At 39.5% G+C, this 18835-nt stretch carries 21 protein-coding genes; 11 read left to right on the top strand and 10 right to left on the bottom strand.

Going from position 1 to position 18835, the window contains the following annotated elements; all coding sequences use genetic code 11:
* Positions 1-62 precede the first annotated feature (62 nt).
* Genes IE867_RS08225 through IE867_RS08195 form a run of 7 tightly spaced genes read right to left on the bottom strand, consistent with a single transcriptional unit; the run spans position 63 to position 4193 of the window.
* The gene (locus IE867_RS08225; protein ID WP_192484245.1) at positions 63-692 is read right to left on the bottom strand and encodes an outer membrane lipoprotein carrier protein LolA; all 630 of its coding nucleotides are present in this window, start codon (positions 690-692) and stop codon (positions 63-65) included.
* Complete coding sequence (locus tag IE867_RS08220; RefSeq protein WP_192484244.1) at positions 685-1110, bottom strand: acyl-CoA thioesterase; 426 nt, start codon at positions 1108-1110, stop codon at positions 685-687. Before IE867_RS08220 ends, IE867_RS08225 begins: the two co-directional genes overlap by 8 nt.
* On the bottom strand, positions 1100-2059 hold the full coding sequence (locus IE867_RS08215; RefSeq protein WP_192484243.1) for an LpxL/LpxP family acyltransferase: 960 nt from the start codon (positions 2057-2059) through the stop codon (positions 1100-1102). The genes IE867_RS08220 and IE867_RS08215 overlap by 11 nt, the downstream gene beginning before the upstream one ends.
* Positions 2052-2810, bottom strand: coding sequence for a glycosyltransferase family 2 protein (locus tag IE867_RS08210; RefSeq protein WP_192484242.1), 759 nt, complete (start codon positions 2808-2810; stop codon positions 2052-2054). The genes IE867_RS08215 and IE867_RS08210 overlap by 8 nt, the downstream gene beginning before the upstream one ends.
* Entirely contained in the window at positions 2807-3169 is a 363-nt protein-coding gene (locus tag IE867_RS08205; RefSeq protein WP_192484241.1) for an ApeI family dehydratase, read from the bottom strand. Before IE867_RS08205 ends, IE867_RS08210 begins: the two co-directional genes overlap by 4 nt.
* The gene (locus IE867_RS08200; protein ID WP_192484240.1) at positions 3162-3803 is read right to left on the bottom strand and encodes a phosphoribosylanthranilate isomerase; all 642 of its coding nucleotides are present in this window, start codon (positions 3801-3803) and stop codon (positions 3162-3164) included. The genes IE867_RS08205 and IE867_RS08200 overlap by 8 nt, the downstream gene beginning before the upstream one ends.
* 6 nt (positions 3804-3809) lie before the next feature.
* Positions 3810-4193 carry a hypothetical protein gene (locus IE867_RS08195; RefSeq protein WP_192484239.1) on the bottom strand — a complete coding sequence of 128 codons (384 nt, stop codon included), beginning with the start codon at positions 4191-4193 and terminating at the stop codon, positions 3810-3812.
* 186 nt (positions 4194-4379) lie between these two features.
* Here IE867_RS08195 and IE867_RS08190 point away from each other — a divergent pair, with 186 nt between their 5' ends.
* The 7 genes from IE867_RS08190 (at position 4380) to IE867_RS08160 (ending at position 10528) form a co-directional block, all read left to right on the top strand.
* A complete protein-coding gene (locus IE867_RS08190; protein WP_192484238.1) occupies positions 4380-4934 on the top strand; it encodes an L-threonylcarbamoyladenylate synthase in 555 nt (184 codons plus the stop codon).
* Positions 4935-5152: 218 nt separating this feature from the next.
* On the top strand, positions 5153-5329 hold the full coding sequence (locus IE867_RS08185; protein WP_192484237.1) for a hypothetical protein: 177 nt from the start codon (positions 5153-5155) through the stop codon (positions 5327-5329).
* A gap of 80 nt (positions 5330-5409) precedes the next feature.
* A complete protein-coding gene (locus IE867_RS08180; RefSeq protein WP_192484236.1) occupies positions 5410-5916 on the top strand; it encodes a DUF2760 domain-containing protein in 507 nt (168 codons plus the stop codon).
* Positions 5917-7701: an Hsp70 family protein gene (locus IE867_RS08175; protein WP_192484235.1), complete on the top strand. Its 1785-nt coding sequence runs from the start codon at positions 5917-5919 to the stop codon at positions 7699-7701. It abuts the gene before it with no gap.
* Between the two features lie 98 nt (positions 7702-7799).
* Positions 7800-8813: a nucleoside-specific channel-forming Tsx family protein gene (locus IE867_RS08170; RefSeq protein WP_192484234.1), complete on the top strand. Its 1014-nt coding sequence runs from the start codon at positions 7800-7802 to the stop codon at positions 8811-8813.
* A gap of 82 nt (positions 8814-8895) precedes the next feature.
* Entirely contained in the window at positions 8896-9564 is a 669-nt protein-coding gene (locus tag IE867_RS08165; RefSeq protein WP_192484233.1) for a hypothetical protein, read from the top strand.
* A gap of 268 nt (positions 9565-9832) precedes the next feature.
* A complete protein-coding gene (locus tag IE867_RS08160) occupies positions 9833-10528 on the top strand; it encodes an outer membrane protein (RefSeq protein ID WP_192484232.1) in 696 nt (231 codons plus the stop codon).
* A gap of 28 nt (positions 10529-10556) precedes the next feature.
* On the opposite strand, the gene ptsP is transcribed toward IE867_RS08160, so the two are convergent.
* Positions 10557-12815, bottom strand: coding sequence for a phosphoenolpyruvate--protein phosphotransferase (gene ptsP / locus IE867_RS08155; RefSeq protein WP_192484231.1), 2259 nt, complete (start codon positions 12813-12815; stop codon positions 10557-10559).
* Between the two features lie 5 nt (positions 12816-12820).
* Positions 12821-13303 carry an RNA pyrophosphohydrolase gene (locus IE867_RS08150; protein WP_192484267.1) on the bottom strand — a complete coding sequence of 161 codons (483 nt, stop codon included), beginning with the start codon at positions 13301-13303 and terminating at the stop codon, positions 12821-12823.
* Between the two features lie 149 nt (positions 13304-13452).
* On the opposite strand from IE867_RS08150, the gene glnA reads away from it, so the two are divergent.
* The 4 genes from glnA to IE867_RS08130 all read left to right on the top strand — a co-directional run bounded on the left by glnA (position 13453) and on the right by IE867_RS08130 (position 18143).
* Entirely contained in the window at positions 13453-14865 is a 1413-nt protein-coding gene (gene glnA / locus IE867_RS08145) for a glutamate--ammonia ligase (protein ID WP_192484230.1), read from the top strand.
* 331 nt (positions 14866-15196) lie between these two features.
* Entirely contained in the window at positions 15197-16774 is a 1578-nt protein-coding gene (locus IE867_RS08140; RefSeq protein ID WP_192484229.1) for a cytochrome ubiquinol oxidase subunit I, read from the top strand.
* Entirely contained in the window at positions 16774-17949 is a 1176-nt protein-coding gene (gene cydB / locus IE867_RS08135) for a cytochrome d ubiquinol oxidase subunit II (protein WP_192484228.1), read from the top strand. The genes IE867_RS08140 and cydB overlap by 1 nt, the downstream gene beginning before the upstream one ends.
* Positions 17950-17972: 23 nt before the next feature.
* Positions 17973-18143, top strand: a complete 171-nt coding sequence (locus IE867_RS08130; protein WP_192484227.1) for a hypothetical protein — start codon at positions 17973-17975, stop codon at positions 18141-18143.
* 17 nt (positions 18144-18160) lie between these two features.
* On the opposite strand, the gene dksA is transcribed toward IE867_RS08130, so the two are convergent.
* A complete protein-coding gene (dksA, locus tag IE867_RS08125; RefSeq protein WP_192484226.1) occupies positions 18161-18574 on the bottom strand; it encodes an RNA polymerase-binding protein DksA in 414 nt (137 codons plus the stop codon).
* Positions 18575-18835: the final 261 nt, after the last annotated feature.

Genomic DNA, 18835 nt, shown 5'->3' with positions numbered 1-18835 from the left:
GAGATCGCGTTAGAAAAACTAGCAACTATCAAGTTGGGTCTAAACTTATACGTTTAATCCTTTTAATCTGCTGCTCTCACATCGCTAAATTCAATTAACATTTGATTGCCTTGCGATTCATTGACAAATATACGTGAAGCATATTTTGTACCCGTCATTTCAATGCTTTGGATGGCTTTATCAAGGGGAGCGCCTAATGGTTTAAGTGCAATATGCCAAGTGTTGCCGTTTTGCATAAAGTAAATTTTAAAATATTGCTTTAGAGCATCAGTATTACCTTTGAATATCGATAAGAATACGGTCGTAAATGAAAATACGATCGGTTGCTCTTTTTTGGTGATAACAACAGCAGTTTTGCCTTCGATGGATTGTTTAATGTTGTCTTCAGTAACAATTAAGGTGGATTGGAAAGGCTTGTCTTGCAGCCATTTTAAACCTTGCGTTTTTGATAACTCAAAACGACCACTGGATTTTAGTGGTTTGGATAACAGTTTCATAAAACGGGTTTGTGTGAAGTTGCCGGTGATATGACTAATTTGTGCTTGCTCTTTTTGAACTTCAATAAATGCCTGTTCATTGCTTGCGGATAGTGGATGATCGAAGATATTATCTGTTGAGGCTTGAGCTAAGTTCAATAGTATAAATACCACTAAAAAAGTAGTGCTTAAGCGTTTAAAGAAAGAGTTAATCATAATGAAAGCCTTCTATTTTTTGGATAAGGGTCTTAGGTGATTGAAATTGTAATTCGTGATTATGCAAAGTCACTGCAAGCTGGGTTGTGTGCCCTTTACTTAGTTTTTGTCCGGTTGCTTTATCAAAGATTTGATAGCCTATTTTCAGGCGGTTTTGATATTCGATCACCTGACTGTGTACCTCGATAGTCTGTCCAAAGCTCGCAGGTTTGATGTATTTAATCTGCAAATCAACCACTGGCCACATATAGCCACTTTGCGCCATAGCGTGGTAGTTATAACCGATTTTATCTAAAAGCTCACAACGCGCGACTTCAAAGTACTTGACATAATGACCATGCCAAGCGATTTGCAAACTATCAACATCAAAAAATGGTATTACAATATCGGTGATATGAGTGATTGGTTTATCCGTCATTAGACTGCCAAAAATCAAAAAAATTAAACCATTGTGTTGGGTATTTTAGGCAATACCCAGCAAGGAAGTCACTATATTGTTGCACATAATCAGCCAAATGCTCGTGACGTTCGCTGCGTGGCAAGTTAATAGACTCCGCAAAAGGTTTGAAAACCACGTCAAACTGTTTGCCTTTTTTAAGGCATAGCATCATGTAAACAGGCGTTTTAAGAAGATGCGCCAATAAAAATCCACCCTGTGGAAAATAAGCTTCTTTCCCTAGAAACTGAGCTTTTATCGTACGTTGGTTATTGGTAATGTTGGTCACAGGGGTGCGATCACACGCGATAATGATAATTTCGCCTTGATCAATTTTTTGCTGCAATTGCATTGCTAAAGTCATATCAAAGTGACTAACAGAAATTAGGCTTAATTGCGAGTGGGGATTAATTTGCGATAAGGTGTCATTAAATTTTTGCGCATGTTGATTAAACACCAAGGCATTGATTCGGCTATTAGGATATGAGTTGGAGATCGCACGCATTATCTCAATTGTGCCAAGATGGGCGGTAAATATAATTGTCCCCTTTTTCTGGTCAATGCGCTCAATTAATTCATGGCGATTCATGAAGTTCAAATGTTTGCGTGTAATCTGCCCATTCCAAACAGCAATTTTATCTACTAGGCTCTTACCAAAGTTAATAAAAATAGGCCATGGTTTGACGTGTATATCAAGGTTTTGTTGTTGTGCATAAAAATGCAGATTTTTACAATATATATTAATTGCTAGGTGTGCCTTACGGCTAAATAGATAGAAATAGCCTATGACCGGATATGTCAAAAGATAGGCTAGATGTCGACCCAAAAGCTTTACGATCCATAATGTCAGCTTAAGTCCGATAATACTGCCTTTTTCACGATGCTTTGACCAGTGAGTTTGTTTTAATTTCGCTTTGTCTGAATCATGCATGTTTTTTTGTGTTGCATTTTTTGCGTTTTCTATATTTAAAATAACGTCGTGGCATATGGTAAAACATACCAAAAAAAAGTCGAGTGTGTAGCCAAGAAATACGCAAATTATCGCGCCATAACCGAAAGTGTGAGCGCCCACCAACGGGGTAAACCACCTTGGTTGGAATATAATTAACCTCAATGCCTTGCCAATACGCTTTAATCAGAATCTCAATATCAAAATCCATGCGCATGCCGTGAATCTTTGAAAGGATGGGTTGAAGTGCTTGCAGTGGATACACCCTAAAGCCACACATGCTTTCAGTGAGTGATTTACTCCATGTCTCGATAGCAACCCAGAAATTGGTAATCTTACGCCCATGTAAGCGTGATTTAGGAATGCTTTGATCATAAATAGGCATGCCTGAAATCAGATAATCAGGCATATCATAAGCCACTTGCAAAAACTTGGGAACATCCGTTAAGTCATGCTGATTATCCGCATCAACTTGCAAAGCATGTGTGTAGCTATGTGCTAATAACCACTCAAATCCAGCTAAAATAGCAGCGCCTTTGCCAGCATTTTGCGGGAGTGAGATGCTTTTGACCCAATCAAATTTTGCAATGATATCAGTAATAAAAGACTTTGTTTCGTCGTCACTACCATCATCGACAATCAGGCAAGTTAAATCATAAGGTTGTAATGCTGAAACAACCTGCTCTAAAGTATCACCATGGTTATAAACTGGGATTAAAAAGGCAGGTTTCATAGTTTGATCTTACCGCTTGAGTAAGTAGCATTGTTTTTATCAATATAGCGAAATGTCAAAAGGCTTGGCTTTTTGCTAATGCATAATTTTAATGTAGACTCGGGTAAAATCACCCGACTAAACTTAAGTTGTGGAATATTAGCAATGGTTTTTTTGTCAATTTCTAAAAAGCGAGCAGCAAAGGCAATGACAAAGTCAGTCTGCGCAATACCAGGCAAAATAGGTGCGTTGTCAAAATGCCCTTTAAAAAAGATCAGATCACGATGAAAATAAATATCCAGTTCAAGCCGTGTTTCATCCTCATTTTGTGTAATGCTTTGATGAATGATTTGTGGCAGGCGGGTATGATCATTAATCATGGACATCACTTATTGTATTTACACTATGAGCAGCATCACAAAATGCTTTGATTTTTTGGCGGCATTTTATCCCTTTTTGTGATTCAACGCCACCGCTAACATCAACTGCATAGGGATTAACCATTGTAATTGCCGATTGTACATTCTCCTCAGTAAGTCCACCTGCAAGAATGATTTTCTGGCGCATATCACTTGGAATGATTGACCAGTCAAAGGTTTGCCCTGAACCACCATAAAGATTTGGATCATAGCTATCAATCAATAAACCTCGTGCCTTGGGGTACGCGTTTTGTGCGTTGACCAGTGTGTCAGCATCTTTAGCGCGGATTGCGCGAATATAAGGGAAATTAAATTGTTCACATTCTGTGGTAGTTTCATCACCATGAAATTGAATAAGGCTGATATTAGCATCAATACCTGCTTGAATCGTTTGTTGTGTTGCATTGACAAAAAGCCCACAGCAACTAACAAAAGGTGGTAATTGACTGATAATTTGTTTGGCTTTAGTAATATCAATAAACCGCGGGGATTTATCATAGAACACAAATCCGAGCGCATCAGCACCGCAATCAATCGCATACAAGGCGTCATCAAGGTTAGTAATACCGCAAATTTTAATTCGGGTTTTAGGCATATTATGTTATGCCATAAAGTTGATTAAAGCTGCCGCAACCATCGACGCGGTTGCAACAGTTACACCCGTGGTTGCCAGAAGCCCATCGACTTTAGTTAAGTGAAATTTCTTACGGTCTTCAACTTGAGGGTCTGTTTCACTTGTCGCTTCTTCGGTAAGGATTGAGATGTATTGTGGGAATAGTGGCTCATCGCCAAACTCGCCAGCTTCAAACCCTTCTGCCCAGTAATTGTGTTCAACAGTTTTTTCTGGAAATGGATTTAGCTCATCAGATTGATTTTGTTGGCCATGAGCATAACCTGACATCCATACTTTTTCTAGCTCGTCTAGTTTATCGACTTGAGCGGAAAGAATAAGTTTTAATCTAGAATCAATTTCATTGGTTTGCATAACAGCTCCATGTTGCTTGTCATTTACCATAAGCGTGCCTAAAAGTTTAAATATAATCAAGTGTAAACTTGGATAACCTAACGAAGATGCTTAGATTGAAATCTTTATTTATCAGTCTACTATCACCTTGATAATCAGTTTGTTATAGTGTCAGGAGTTTATCGTTAACCGTTATTGATAGAGTAAATGCATAAGAATAATCTTGAAAAGCTCGTTTTGTTATTAAAAGCGCAAAAAGTTTTAGCCTTACCAACGGAATCTGTGTACGGCTTAAGCACCATCCTTGAGCCAGATGCGGTGGCAAAAATTGTGACACTGAAAAAACGCAGTGCCAACAAAGGGTTTATTGTGCTTTCAAGTAATATTGAGCATTTGCTACGTGTTATTGATGTAACACGTCTCACCAAAGAGCATTTTGTGAAACTACAAACACATTATGATACGGCGACAACGTGGGTGGTGCCTGTTAAGCCAGAGTTTCGCTGGTTGACAGGCCCTTTTGAAAGTATTGCCGTGCGCTTAACCACTCATTCTCTATTGAGTGAATTAACCAATATGCTTGATCAAGCCATTGTTTCAACCAGTGCTAATGTCTCCAATATGCCTGCAGCAACATCGGCGCATGAGGTGTATGATTATTTCGGTGAGAGGGTCGATTATATCTATCCGCAAGGTGATTTTGTTGCAACTAAGCCATCAAGGTTGGTTGATCTATTAACGGGAGATATACTGCGAGCATAAATAACCTAATATCATTAAAGTGAAGCATGAGCATTACCTCTCCCCCTGAGGGATTGCTCGTGCAGTTTATACTGCACGGATGAGGGGGATTGAAACTCAATTTTTTATTTAATTCGTATAGGGTTTCCGCTTATATGATCAATAAAAAATCCTTAATATCAAAGGGAGCAACCTTCTGCTAGATTAGATGTATTCACAATACATCTGGGTTAGCTAGAATGAAAAAACATCTCAAAGAACATAAAGCTTTCTATGTTGCAGCAGCGATTGTTATTGCTTATTTTGTGATTCATTACTTGATTGTGTTTATCTTGATGGAGCATACCATTGCGCATAATGTCGATGTGAAAGCGCAGTGGCTGCAAAAGTATGCTGAGATTAAACTTCAGCAATAAAAGCTTTGTCGCTGCCAACGCCATAGGCTAAACTAACTTTCATGCATGATGAGTAATTTTTTATTCAAAGAAAATAATATATGCCAATGAAACTAACATGGAGGCAGCGTTTAAGCTGCTTAATAAAAGGTAAGCTTGAAAATATCGACGCTGAGATTGTGGCTGATACTCAGCAGGAAATAAGGTGTACTGATGAAGGTACAGAAAGTACCGAATCTGCTAAGCAGCTATTGTCTATTTTGCAAAAAAAGGGGCGCTTATTAGATTTTCTGGCGCAAAACCTTGATCACTATGACAATGAGCAGGTGGCAACTGTGGCACGCGTTGTTCATGATCAGTGCAAAAAAGCGCTTGAGTCATACTGTACTTTGGCGCCGGTTTATCACGATCAGGAAAATAACGAGGTTATACTTGAGGCAAATTATGATAAGTATAGTGTTGAGCTCACGGGGAATGTTGTGCACAGTACGCGCTTTAAGGGTAAGTTAATCCATCAAGGTTGGAAAGTAGAGAAAATGCATTTACCCAAAGTAGCCAAAGAAGCAAATCTAGATATATTACAGCCAGCAGAAGTAGAGGTGTTATAAATGTCGCATCATGCAAAATATTTGATTGGAATTGATTTAGGTACAACAAATTGTGCAGTTACCTATAAGAAAATAGCAGATGATACTGAGATTAGTACGTTAGCTATTCCGCAGTTTATGGCCAAGAATCAATATGAATCCAAAACGTTAATGCCGTCATTTTTATATTTACCTAACGCATTGGAATTAAGCTTAGATGATATTGCTTTGCCGTGGCAAAGTGAAACCACCATCTTGGTGGGCGAATATGCTAAAACAAAAGCACAAACGACACCAAACAGGGTGATATCAAGTGTTAAGAGTTGGCTGTGTCAGGCCACGATTGATAAGCGTAAAGCGTTATTACCATATCAAGCAGCTGAAGGTGTTGAGCGCATATCACCACTTGAGGCATATACTCATTACTTTGAACATATTAAAAAGACATGGAATAGCGCCTTTCCGGATGCGCCATTGTTTCAACAAAAGATTATTATTACCATTCCGGCATCTTTTGAGCCTGCAGCGCGTGATTTGACAGCTGAGGCGGCACGTTTATGTGATTTTGAAGAGGTTACCTTATTGGAAGAACCGCAAGCATCATTATATGGTTGGATTCATGATCATGAAAAATGGCGTGACCAGCTAACGGCTGATGATGTGATTTTGGTTATAGATGTTGGCGGCGGCACGACGGATTTTTCATTGATAAAGGTTGAAGATGAAGAGGGGACGCTTGCATTAAGGCGTATCGCTGTTGGCGATCATATCTTAATTGGTGGTGATAATATCGATCTTATGTTAGCACATACCGTGCAGCAGAGATTATTAGATGGTGGTCAACGCTTAGAACCATGGCAGATGCAGGCATTAGTGCATAGTTGTAGAAATGCCAAAGAGAAACTATTAAGTGACCAAAACTTAAATGAAATTGCCGTATCGATTCCTGGACGTTCATCGAATATCTTTGCTAATGCGGTATCAGAAACCTTGACGAAAAAAGATGTTGAAAAAATTATGTTGCAAGGCTTTTTTCCTGAGGTTGCCATTGACGATCATCCACATAATGCGCCACGCACGGGGTTGAGTCGTTTCGCTTTAAGCTACACGCAAGAAGCTGCGATTACCAAACATCTTGCGTTGTTCTTAAGCAAGCAAGCGAAGGCGGATGAGAAATTCATCACACCGACGGCAGTATTGTTTAACGGTGGTGTGTTTAAACCACAGGTTTTGCGTCGCCAATTAATGCAGATTATTAATAAATGGCTTACCAAAGAGGGGCATCCTGAAGCTTGCGAGCTTGGGCATGCAGCTTATGATACTTCAGTTGCCATTGGTGCTAGTGTGTTTGCCGATGCTTTACAAGGCAATGGTATTCGCATCAAAGGGGGCGCATCGCATTCATTCTATATTGGGATCGAGTCACCAATGCCAGCCATTCCAGGCTTTCAACCACAGATCGAAGCACTATGTATTGCCGTGCAAGGTATGGAAGCTGAAGAAGAGCTTGTATATGAAGCTGAGACATTCTCATTGGTTGTCGGTGAGCCTGTTGAGTTTAGATTTTTTGCTGCAAACCATCGTGCTGATGATTGTTTGGGCGATATCTTTACCGACTGGGAGCAGGCGGGATTGGTTGAGTTATCTCCATTGCGCTTGACCTTATCTGCGGATAATTACGCCAATGGTACTTCAGTGCCTGTGCATATTAGCGCGATGCATACTGAAATTGGTACATTGGAGCTAACTGCCAAGGCTTTGGAAAATAACGATCAATGGAAGATTGCATTTGAAACGATCCGATGACTTTTAATAACATAAAAATACAATTTTAAGACTTTTAAAAACATCTGAATTAGCTTAACATGCCGGCTCTTATGGTTTGAATGTAATAAAAACTCTCAATGAAATATCAAAAAATAACCTTGGGTCTGGCAAGTCTAACTTCGATTTTTGCCGCAGGCATAAACTATGCAAATGATGCTAAAATTGTTGAAGATAGTAATAATCAAACAACAATTGTGAGTAACACGCAACGCAATAGCGCTGCTGAGAAAACAGCAACAGCTCATACTATCACGTCTACTAATGATAAGGCAGACAAAGCAGAAACTCAGTCAAAATCTAAAAAGGCGACAAAAGCTAAAAAGTCAGATGGTAGTGATCAGACAATATATAATCAATATTATAACTTCTTGCAATTTAATCTAATGCGTAGTGAGAATGCGCGCTTGCCATATCACGCCGCGGATACGACCTATCTTGAGATGGAGTTTGGTGGTCGCTCTGGTTTTGTTGATTTGTATGGTTATTTAGATGTATTTGATATTTTTAATCAACGCTCAGATGACCGTCATGACGGCGATAATATGTTCTTTAAGATTCAGCCAAGATTTTCAATCAATGATATCTTGCACAAGGATCTAAGCATTGGTCCTATTAAAGAGTGGTATGTCTCAACTTTGGCAGAAGTCGGTGATAGGCAGCTTTTTAATGTTTATATTGGACCGGGTGTTGATGTTGAAGTGCCATGGCTTGGTAAAGTTGGTGTTAACTTGTATGCGCGTTATGTGCGCGAAAACTATGGCGCTCCAAATGAAAATACGTGGGATGGTTATAAGTTAGCAACTAACTGGTTTAAACCATTTTATACGTTTGGCAATGGTTCATTCTTATCGTATCAAGGCTATTTTGATTACAGTTTTGGTATGGATAAATATGACTCAACTCGCTCAAGCTACTCGATAGAGTGGTTTAATGGTCTGTATTGGCATAGCAAGCGATTTGCTGTGGGTTATGGCTTGAAATATTTCGGTAATATGACTGGAGTTAAAGATGGCAGCCCAATAACCGGTGGTGGCGTGCAAAATACTACCGGTTGGGGACAGTATTTTGATATTAGCTATGTTTTTGCATAGAGACTTACATATTTTATTTTCTGATTGAAAAAAGATCATAAGGTGATATTATTGTCAGCGTTTTAAATGTAATGGAGCCTCTATGAAGCTAAAAACAATCATGATCGCATTATCCTCTAGCCCTGTTTTACTATTTGCAAATATTGAGGGGAAGCCACAAAACACACACAATGTTCCTAGTGGTTTCTTTATGAGTGCGGCAGGTGGTGCCGCGCAAACTCAGTCATACTATGAAGATTCATGGGTGACGATTTGGGGAAATACTAGCCAAAACATTACCTTTCCGACACAAAATAAAGGGGCGGCTAATGTCTCTTTAGGTTACCAGTGGGGATTTGGTCAAAGCAATACTTGGAAAAATATCTATACTGGTGTCAGTCTTAATTACTACTATTTTGGTAAGGCGATTGATCCAAATGCAAGTAATTACAGTAATGGTCAGGTTGTTAAAACTGAGTATACCCAACTCAATGGTGGTACCGTTGAAGGATTTGTTGGTATGTATTTATCTTCACCATTAAGTGCTGAGCTTGGTTTAGGTGGCGGTGCTGCAGCGGATGGGCAAGGGGCGCTGGGTATATTTAAGTTTAAACTTGCTTATGATATTACACCTGGATTTAGTATTTTTGCGCAATATATTAGTGCAGGCTTTACTACTTTTGGCTTTGTCCCATTTGGTTTTGCAAATGCGGTTGTTAACTCAGGTATTAGCGTTGATTCTGAGCAAGTGGGTATTCGTTACGTATTCTAATGTGTATTTTAAATGTCATTTAAAATTTTATATTGATCTAATAATTTTAAAATTACTAGATAATTATAAATATTATCAGCCCTTAATTTTCTCTTAATTTTTGTGTATAAAAATGCCCTTTACTTGATTGAGAGTATACATGGGGGCGCGCTAAGTTTAGTAAGCAGAAGTGTTTGTTAGGCAATGCCGGAGTTTTTATCTGTATAAATATTGCATAGAGTGCAAAAGATACAAAAAACATAAAATACACAAATATTAAGGAGCCATTATGCTTAAGAAAATATCATTAGTCGTTATATCATCGTTAGCAGTGTCATCGATAAGCTATGCAACAAGTGCACAAAGTACAGTAGCAGATAACGATAGCAAAGCAAACACCATTAATAACATCAATGTACAACCTGCTATGGGTGCTAGCGATATGGGTAATGATCAAGATTCAAAAGCACCATACGGGTTGGTGCTCGGTGTGCAAGGCGGTTATGGTAAAGTAGCAGATATTTCACGCACTGATCTTGATAATGCGAGTAATGGCAATGTTTTTGGTGGTGCTATTGTTGGGTTTGATTTTGCTTTGAGCCATACGATTTCATTTGGTGTTGAATCTGGCTATGACTATGGTTATCACATTATCAAAGACAATAATTCAAATCTAAATTACCAGATGATTCCAGTATTGGGTACTTTAAAGTTCACCCTACCATTCGGTTTGCAGCTATTTGGCAAAGGCGGTATGGCCTATGTCACAGAGCGTGCTAACATCGATAAAAGTGGGCTCTCAATAACTGCCAATGCGTGGAAGCCAATAGCGGCTGCCGGTGCGGCATATACTTATAAAAATTGGACCGTATTTGCTCAATATCAATATGTATTTGGTGATAGTGAAGTTAATAACAAAGATCAGGTTAGTAAATTTAATGCATTAACCGCGGGTGTGACTTATACATTTCCAATCGCTTTTTAGTACTAAGATAAGATGATTTTTTATGGTGTTAACTAATCCCTGCACGGATCAGGCCACCTAAGTCATTTTCAACGAGGAAGTTTTCCAAATAAGTATGCACCTCTCCAGTGGTGGCAAGCTTTAACACTTGTTTTAACACATTGCGACATTGTTTTTTCGTAACAGATCGCAATACCTGCTTAACCTTAAGAAGTGCAGAGGCATTCATGCTTAAGCTGCCAAAGCCCATTCCTATAAGAAGGGCGGTAGCAATTGGATTGCCGCCAAGCTCGCCACAAAGAGAGATTTCTTTGTTGTGTTTGTTGGCTACTTTGACCAAATGGTAAAGTGTGCGAATCATTGCTGGATGTAGTTGATTGTATAGATTGGCAACTTTTTCGTTGGTGCGATCAACGGCTAATACGTACTGTGCTAAGTCATTTGAGCCAATGGATACAAAGTCAACTAGGCTAATCAATCGCTCTGCAAGTATAACTGCCGCTGGAACCTCAATCATGATGCCAATACGTGGTTTATCGATATCAAACCCTTCTTCAATAACTTCTTTATAGGCTTGACGAATAAGCTGTTTTGCCTCTTTGACTTCCTCAATAGTTGTAATCATTGGTAGTAAGATATGCAAATTATCATGATGTAGACTTGCTTTAAGCATTGCTCTTATTTGCATTAAAAAAAGGTTGGACTGATCAAGCAGCATGCGAATACCGCGCCAGCCAAGTGCCGGATTCTGCTCTTCTTCGTAGAAGTAGGGTAGTGTTTTATCCGCGCCAACATCTAAGGTGCGTAAAACAGCAGGTTTATCAGGGAACGTTGATAAAATTTGCTGATAAATAATGCGTTGCTCATCTTCACTGGGGAAGCGCTCACGAATCATAAAGGGAATTTCAGAGCGGTATAAACCGACACCAGCGGCTCCTTGGCTTAAGGCACGATCCAAATCGGCGATTAAACCAACATTTGCTTTAAGTGTTATTTCATGGCCGTCAATTGTCTCACTAGATAAGTCTTTAAGCGCTTGTAATTCAACGGCTTTTTGGCTTTCATGCTTGATTAAGCGCTCATATGCTGATTTAAGCCCTTTAGCAGGTTGGATGTAGATGCGTCCAACGTAGGCATCAACAATAATCTCTTTGCCATCAATGAAGCTAATTGGCAATGCTTTGATGCTTGTAACAAAAGGCACTGATAAGGCTTTGGCTAGAATCGCAGCATGTGAATAAGAAGAACCATGCTCTGAGATAATTGCCTTTAACCGCCCTTTGGGTACTTCAGCAATCATTGATGCAGTAACTTCGCTAGCAACAAGAACGGTATCCACGGCATAGTGACTTTTCTTTAGCGTTTTATTCTCAAGTGCTAATAGGATGCGCTTGCCTAAATCACGAATATCACTGGCGCGTTCGACAAAATAAGGCTCATCCATTTGTTCAAAAATCGTCGCCTGCTCGATGACAACCCGTTTGATCGCGCTTTGCAACCAAATGCCTTGACGAATATAGTCAATAATAGCGTCATAAAAACGGCTGCTATCGATCATTTGCAAGTAGGCTTCAAATAATTGTGCTTCCTCACTACCTGCAAGAAGAGTGACACGTTGGAGCATTTCCTCCAAAGACTCTTTGACATCCTTTACCGCACTGATAAATAAACGTTCTTCATCGTCGGATTGAGTGGGTTTATCAGGAATCTCTTCAATGTCGGTAATATTATAACGTGCAACCGCAATGCCTTTTTGTACGCCATCACTGGCGCTAACGCCATCAAAGTACATCGGACTTTGCGGCTTGTCTTCAATTTGCTCGGAAACATCTTCAATATGAATGGCGCGGTTTAGTGGTAGCGATAAATTAGCACACAGTGTTGCAACATCAGTTTGTAAGCTTTCAGTAATCTTGTCTTTGTCATTGAGTTGTAGCGCAATAATGGCAATAACATCACCTTTGTGAACAACGGGTGCTGCTAACAAAGATTGTAAACGGTTGCGTGAAAGTGTTTGTAGCACGCTATAGCTTGAGGCTTTTGACATATCGCTAACAATAAGTGCCTCTTCACGCAAAGCAACTTTACCCAGAAGATCATCTTTGGCATTGATGTAGATCATGCCCGATCGCAATGTCGGTACTAAGGTTGAAGCGCTTAATGTGTAGGTGTGTTCTGTTTCATCCAAAATAAAAACACTGCATGCATCGACACTAAGCACTTTACATGCTTCTTTAGCAAACATTGATAATACAACATCAAGCTCATGCTTAAGCTCAATGATTTTAACTAAAGATTGCCATAGCATGATAGTTACCCACGTGGCCAATCTTTAAGTACTGGAAAAAAATGCTCAAGCGCCTTTTGATAAACATGACGCTTAAAAGAAACTACTTTGCCTGCGGGGTACCAATAGTTAACCCAACGCCATTCATCAAACTCGGGCTTGTGATTGGCATTAAGATTAATTGCACTATCTGCTGATTTTAAACGCAATAAAAACCACTTTTGTTTTTGACCAATACACAGTGGGCAATTTCTTCTAATTAGCGCTCTGGGAAGTCGATATCTTAACCATGTTCTTGTTGCAGCGATCACCTCGACATCATAAGGCATAAGACCTACTTCTTCTTTAAGCTCTCGATACATTGCTTCAATCGGCGTTTCTCCGGAGTTTAAACCACCTTGCGGAAACTGCCACGAACTTTGGTTGACACGACGACCCCAGAACACTTTGTTTTGATCATTCATAATAATGATCGCCACATTTGCTCTGAAACCTTCTTGATCTATCACGATCATTTCCAAACCTAGTACTATCCTGCTGTTTAGCATACCGTAAAGATGGTAACTTTTCCTTGAAAATCTTGCTAAATTTTGCAAAAAACTCTGATAGAATAGATCGCGGTAAAACTATCAACCAAATTTCAAGGAGTGTTATTAGTATGTCTGACTTTACACATTATCAAGCCATGGTTAGTGAATATGGGATTGAATTTGTCGATCTGCGTTTTACCGACACAAAAGGCAAAGAGCAACATGTCACCATTCCTGTGCGTGCTGTTGATGAAGATTTCTTCGCTGACGGTAAAATGTTTGATGGTTCATCTATCGAAGGTTGGAAGGGGATTAATGAGTCAGATATGATTTTGATGCCAGATGCATCAACGATGTTAATTGATCCATTTTTTGAAGCGCCGACATTGATTATTCGTTGTGATATTTTAGAGCCAGCAACAATGCAGGCATATGATCGTGACCCACGCTCGCTCGCAAAACGTTGTGAAACTTATATCAAGTCAACAGGCATTGCTGATACCGCATTCTTTGGTCCAGAGCCTGAATTTTTTATCTTTGATGATGTGACGTACAAATCAGACATGGAAGGTTCTGAGTATAAAATCAGAAGTAATGAGTCAGCATGGAGCACTAATGATCTTTATGGTGGTCGCAATAATGGGCACAAACCTGGTGTTAAGGGTGGTTATTTCCCTGTGCCACCGGTTGACTCACTGCAAGATATTCGCTCAGAAATGTGCTCTATTTTGGAGGAGTTGGGTCAGGAGGTTGAAGTTCATCATCATGAAGTCGCGACGGCAGGTCAATGCGAAATTGGCACTAAGTTCTCAACGTTAGTAGACAAAGCGGATCAAACACAAGTCTTTAAATACGTAGTCCATAATGTGGCTAACGGTTTTGGTAAGAGTGCAACTTTTATGCCAAAACCCATCCCAGGAGATAATGGCTCAGGCATGCATGTCCATCAATCGCTTTCAAAGGAAGGTAAAAACTTATTTGCAGGCAATGGCTATGCAGGGCTTTCAGAAGAAGCGCTCTACTATATTGGTGGAATTATCAAGCATGCTAAGGCATTAAATGCATTTACTAATCCATCAACCAATAGCTATAAACGTTTAGTTCCAGGCTTTGAAGCGCCTGTGTTATTGGCATATTCAGCACGTAATCGCTCAGCATCTATTCGTATTCCGTTTGTTAATAGTGAAAAAGCACGTCGCATAGAAGTGCGCTTTGGTGATCCTATGGCAAATCCATATTTAGCATTCTCAGCAATGATAATGGCAGGAATTGACGGTATTAAAAATAAAATTCACCCAGGTGAAGCGATGGATAAGAATCTATATGATTTACCGCCTGAAGAGCTTATTGACATCCCAACTGTGGCAGCATCACTAGAAGAGGCGCTTGCTGCTTTAGATGAAGATCGTGAGTTCTTAACCGCTGGTGGCGTATTCTCAGATGATATGATAAATGCTTATATCGATCTGAAAATGGAAGAAGTTCAGAAGCTTAATATGACACCGCATCCTGTTGAATTTCAAATGTATTATAGTTTGTAATAACTGGAGTTATGCACTTTAGAAAAAAATTATGATTTTATAAACACCCCGTCAGCCTGTGGCTGCTACCCCTCTTGAAAAGAGAGGAATTAGGCAATGGTGATTTTATTCCCCTCACCCGTGCAGCTTAAGCTGCACGAGCAATCCCGCAAGAGGAGAGGTAATAGCTGACGCAACTTATTCTTGATTTATTACTCAGTTTGCTATGGATGGCAATAAATTTGCTTTATCGAATGCATAAGAAATTAAACTGCTGTTAAACTTGCAATAGGTGAGTAAACCTCTACAATCGAGCAATAAAATTTCATTCACACATTGGGAGTGTCCACACATGGATATGACACAATTGTTTGTCGATTTATCACGTACTCAATTTGCGTTTACGGCTATTTTTCACTTTGTTTTTGTACCATTGACACTTGGGCTTTCTTGGATGCTTTTTATTATGGAAGCTGCTTATGTCAAAACGGGTAAGCAAGTATATAAAGATATGACTAAATTTTGGGGCAAACTTTTTGCGATTAACTTCGCAATGGGTGTTGTTACTGGGATTACTATGGAGTTTGAGTTTGGCTTAAACTGGGCATATTTTTCGCGCTTTATTGGGGAGAGCTTTGGTACAGTATTAGCCATTGAGGGTTTGACAGCCTTTATGACTGAAGCCACACTGTTTGGTTTATTTTTCTTTACGTGGAATAAAGTCAGTAAAAAGACACATCTGTTGATTACATTTTTCTTGGCATTAGGTACCAATTTGTCGATTGTTAATATCTTGGTTGCAAACAGTTGGATGCAGCATCCGGTAGCAACATTCCTAAACCCTGAGACAATGCAGATGCAATTAACAAGCTTTGTGCAGATCTATATGCAGGAGCTAGCACAAATTCGTATTGGACATGTTGCTTTTGCGGGTTATTTAGTGTCAGCAGCATTTGTTGTTGGTATTAGCGCATGGTATTTATTACGTAAGAGAAATACTGGATTTGCGATGCGTTCACTTGCTGTGGGTCTTGGCTTTGGTTTATGTTCTTCGATCTTTATTTTCTTCTTGGGTGATGCGAATGGTCTTGCTGTTGATAAGTATGAACCGGCTAAAATGGCTGCTATTGAAGGGCAGTGGGAGACACAAAAAGCACCTGCTGCTTGGTCAGCTGTTTCTTTTCCATCACAAGAGCATGAGAAAAATTATTTTGAGATTCAAATTCCGTGGATGTTGAGCTTAATTGCGGGGCACAGCTTGTCTGCAACAGTGGAAGGATTGAAGCCTATTATGCGCGAAAATAAAGAGCGTATTTATGATGGCTTAGTCGCATTAAAAGCATTGGAGCAGATCAGAAATGGCAAAGGGACAGCTCACGATTTTGATATTTTTGATCCGAAAAACCCAGAGACCAAAAAGTATCGTGACAATATTGGCTATGCCTTTATATTGCAGGCCCATGCCAAAGATCCGCACAATGCAAGTGCGGCAGAGGTTGCTAAGGCTGTTAAGGATACTATTCCAGAAGTGTGGCCAGTATATTGGAGCTTCAGAGTGATGCTTGCCTGTTGGGCCATTGTGTTTTTTGTTATGGTTTTTGGTGCAGTGCATGTATTGCGTCGTACATTGCTTAAATATCGCTGGTTCTTATGGTTAGCAGTTTTTGCGATTCCATTACCTTATATTGCGGCTGAAGCGGGTTGGATTATTGCTGAAATGGGGCGTCAACCATGGGTGGTGCACGGTATATTGCCAACAAGTATGGGGGCATCGACCTTGGCGTCATGGAATATTGTGGTGAGCCTTGCCTTTTTTGCATTGCTATATATTGGGCTATTTGTTGTGGAGTTAATTGTTATGTTCAAGGTTGCACGCAAAGGGCCAAAATCATTAGGTAATGGCAATTATAATTATAAGGAGTATCAATAATGTTATTTGATTATATGACCTTACAAATTATCTGGTGGGCGATTATTCTTTTGGTCCTTATTCTTTATGCGACAACTGCAGGATGTGACTTTGGCGTGACGATCATGATGCCATTTATGTCTAAACATAAAGGCTTTAAAGAAAATGATGTTGAGAGACGCTTAGCGCTAAACACCATTGCGCCTACTTGGGATGGTAATCAAACGTGGATTGTTATCGGTGGTGGTGCCTTATTTGGGATTTGGCCAGCTGTTTATGGCACGATTTTCTCGGGGTTATATCCGGCATTATTATTAGTACTATTTACCTTTTTCCTACGCCCGCCTGGGTTTGATTATCGCAGTAAACTTGATGGCGATGGTTGGCGTAAATTTTGGGATTGGGGGCTTTTTATTAGTAGCTTTATTCCCGTGATTATTTTTGGTTTGGTGCTTGGCGCGCTATTCCATGGGTTACCGTTTTATCATGATGACTTCTTACTAAGATCGGTATATGCCGGTAATGCCTTTGCTAGTGTGTTATCACCTTTTGCTATTTTGTGCGCAATGTTAGCATTAAGCATGGTATTGATGCATGCGTGTTTGCACTTAAATCGCCGTTTGTCAGGTGAGTTAGGTTTGCGTTTTCGTCGTTTATCTAATCTGTTTATCATCATTAATTTACTTCTTGTTACTATTGGCTTGATTATGTTGGCATATGTTATCCCTGGGATGATTATCACCGGGACGCCAGCAAGCCTTGCGTTTAACACACAGGTTGATGTGGTGACAGGTGGATGGCTGCATAATTACGCGTTACATCCATGGATGTGGATCGCACCCATTTTATGTTATGTGATGCTATTACTTGCTGCTATTACCAAAGAGAAAAATGAAGCCTTTGCTTACTGGTGTTCCGCTTTAGCAATTGCTGCAATTATGTGTGCGGCAGCATTTGCCTTGTTCCCGTTCATAGTACCTTCCAACTGGGTTGGGAGTAATGGCTTTGGTAGCCAGAGTTTGACGATTTGGAATGTGTCAGCCTCTGAATATAGCCTGATGGGTATGCTATATATCACGTTTGCATTTATGGTATTGATTGTTGCTTATAAACTTTGGGGCTTTCGTGCTGCATGGCGTGGTAAGTCTAAACTTGATAAAGATGACTTAGAGCAAAATAGTCATACATTCTACTAATTGAGTTAATAGAGGAATTTAATATGTGGTATATCACCATTATGATTATGTTAGCGATTTCAATGTATGTTGCTTATCGCTTCACACTGTATGTTGATGAAAAAATTGAAAAAGGGAAATACAAAGAAATCAGTGATGATCCAAATCATGTGGCTAATGAAGGGGATCACCCTGATAAAAACGATAAAAAATAAAATATCTAAGGATTAGATTAGGCTTTGATAATGCCTTGCGTTCTTTCTTGATGCTCTTGAATTTCTTTGGCCTGTACCGATAAGGTCGCTGTTGGACGTGCCAGTAAACGCTGCACACCAATTGGCTCACCAGTCAACTCACAATAACCGTATTCACCGTTTTCAATATGCTTTAGTGATTCATTGACTTTGCGTAATAACTTACTCTGGCGATCGACAGTACGCAAATAAAGTTGCTGCATCTCCTGTGAGGTAGCAACATCATTTAAATCGGTGTTACGTTCAGACTCAGCCAAGCTTTTCTTCGCGCCATCAATTGCTTCACTTAACTCTTGTTTTTGCTGAAGTAATAGTTCCTTGAAAAAAGCCAACTGCTCTTCATTCATATATGCATCTTCAGGCATATTTAGTAGTTCTTTTTCTGTCAGCATAGCGGCCTCCATTAACGAGTTAGTTTTTTATTAGGGCGTTTTTATATCATAAAAAATAATCGATCACTAATAAATTTACTGCATATAAGTAAAAAAAGTAAAACTTAGTCATTAAGTCAAGAAAAGTGCTGAAAAAAGCGTAGGAATTTTATGGGATCTTTGATTGGAAGATGATAAGCAATAAAGGGGTTTCAAAGATTATGAGTTATGATTAATGATGAAAGATATCTGAATTATATGCTCATGTTTCTGGTTAGTAAA

The sequence above is a fragment of the Cysteiniphilum marinum genome (assembly GCF_014857925.1).
Lineage (GTDB): Bacteria > Pseudomonadota > Gammaproteobacteria > Francisellales > Francisellaceae > Caedibacter > Caedibacter marinus.
The sequence above is the reverse complement of the archived record's forward strand: the minus strand, read 5'-3'. Positions and strand labels throughout refer to the sequence as shown.

What these genes read in the sequence shown, in the direction of transcription:
- IE867_RS08225 (WP_192484245.1), bottom strand. Translation starts at nt 692, where the DNA reads ATGATTAACTCTTTCTTTAAACGCTTAAGCACTACTTTTTTAGTGGTA.
- IE867_RS08220 (WP_192484244.1), bottom strand. Translation starts at nt 1,110, where the DNA reads ATGACGGATAAACCAATCACTCATATCACCGATATTGTAATACCATTT.
- IE867_RS08215 (WP_192484243.1), bottom strand. Translation starts at nt 2,059, where the DNA reads ATGCATGATTCAGACAAAGCGAAATTAAAACAAACTCACTGGTCAAAG.
- IE867_RS08210 (WP_192484242.1), bottom strand. Translation starts at nt 2,810, where the DNA reads ATGAAACCTGCCTTTTTAATCCCAGTTTATAACCATGGTGATACTTTA.
- IE867_RS08205 (WP_192484241.1), bottom strand. Translation starts at nt 3,169, where the DNA reads ATGATTAATGATCATACCCGCCTGCCACAAATCATTCATCAAAGCATT.
- IE867_RS08200 (WP_192484240.1), bottom strand. Translation starts at nt 3,803, where the DNA reads ATGCCTAAAACCCGAATTAAAATTTGCGGTATTACTAACCTTGATGAC.
- IE867_RS08195 (WP_192484239.1), bottom strand. Translation starts at nt 4,193, where the DNA reads ATGCAAACCAATGAAATTGATTCTAGATTAAAACTTATTCTTTCCGCT.
- IE867_RS08190 (WP_192484238.1), top strand. Translation starts at nt 4,380, where the DNA reads ATGCATAAGAATAATCTTGAAAAGCTCGTTTTGTTATTAAAAGCGCAA.
- IE867_RS08185 (WP_192484237.1), top strand. Translation starts at nt 5,153, where the DNA reads ATGAAAAAACATCTCAAAGAACATAAAGCTTTCTATGTTGCAGCAGCG.
- IE867_RS08180 (WP_192484236.1), top strand. Translation starts at nt 5,410, where the DNA reads ATGCCAATGAAACTAACATGGAGGCAGCGTTTAAGCTGCTTAATAAAA.
- IE867_RS08175 (WP_192484235.1), top strand. Translation starts at nt 5,917, where the DNA reads ATGTCGCATCATGCAAAATATTTGATTGGAATTGATTTAGGTACAACA.
- IE867_RS08170 (WP_192484234.1), top strand. Translation starts at nt 7,800, where the DNA reads ATGAAATATCAAAAAATAACCTTGGGTCTGGCAAGTCTAACTTCGATT.
- IE867_RS08165 (WP_192484233.1), top strand. Translation starts at nt 8,896, where the DNA reads ATGAAGCTAAAAACAATCATGATCGCATTATCCTCTAGCCCTGTTTTA.
- IE867_RS08160 (WP_192484232.1), top strand. Translation starts at nt 9,833, where the DNA reads ATGCTTAAGAAAATATCATTAGTCGTTATATCATCGTTAGCAGTGTCA.
- ptsP (WP_192484231.1), bottom strand. Translation starts at nt 12,815, where the DNA reads ATGCTATGGCAATCTTTAGTTAAAATCATTGAGCTTAAGCATGAGCTT.
- glnA (WP_192484230.1), top strand. Translation starts at nt 13,453, where the DNA reads ATGTCTGACTTTACACATTATCAAGCCATGGTTAGTGAATATGGGATT.
- IE867_RS08140 (WP_192484229.1), top strand. Translation starts at nt 15,197, where the DNA reads ATGGATATGACACAATTGTTTGTCGATTTATCACGTACTCAATTTGCG.
- cydB (WP_192484228.1), top strand. Translation starts at nt 16,774, where the DNA reads ATGTTATTTGATTATATGACCTTACAAATTATCTGGTGGGCGATTATT.
- IE867_RS08130 (WP_192484227.1), top strand. Translation starts at nt 17,973, where the DNA reads ATGTGGTATATCACCATTATGATTATGTTAGCGATTTCAATGTATGTT.
- dksA (WP_192484226.1), bottom strand. Translation starts at nt 18,574, where the DNA reads ATGCTGACAGAAAAAGAACTACTAAATATGCCTGAAGATGCATATATG.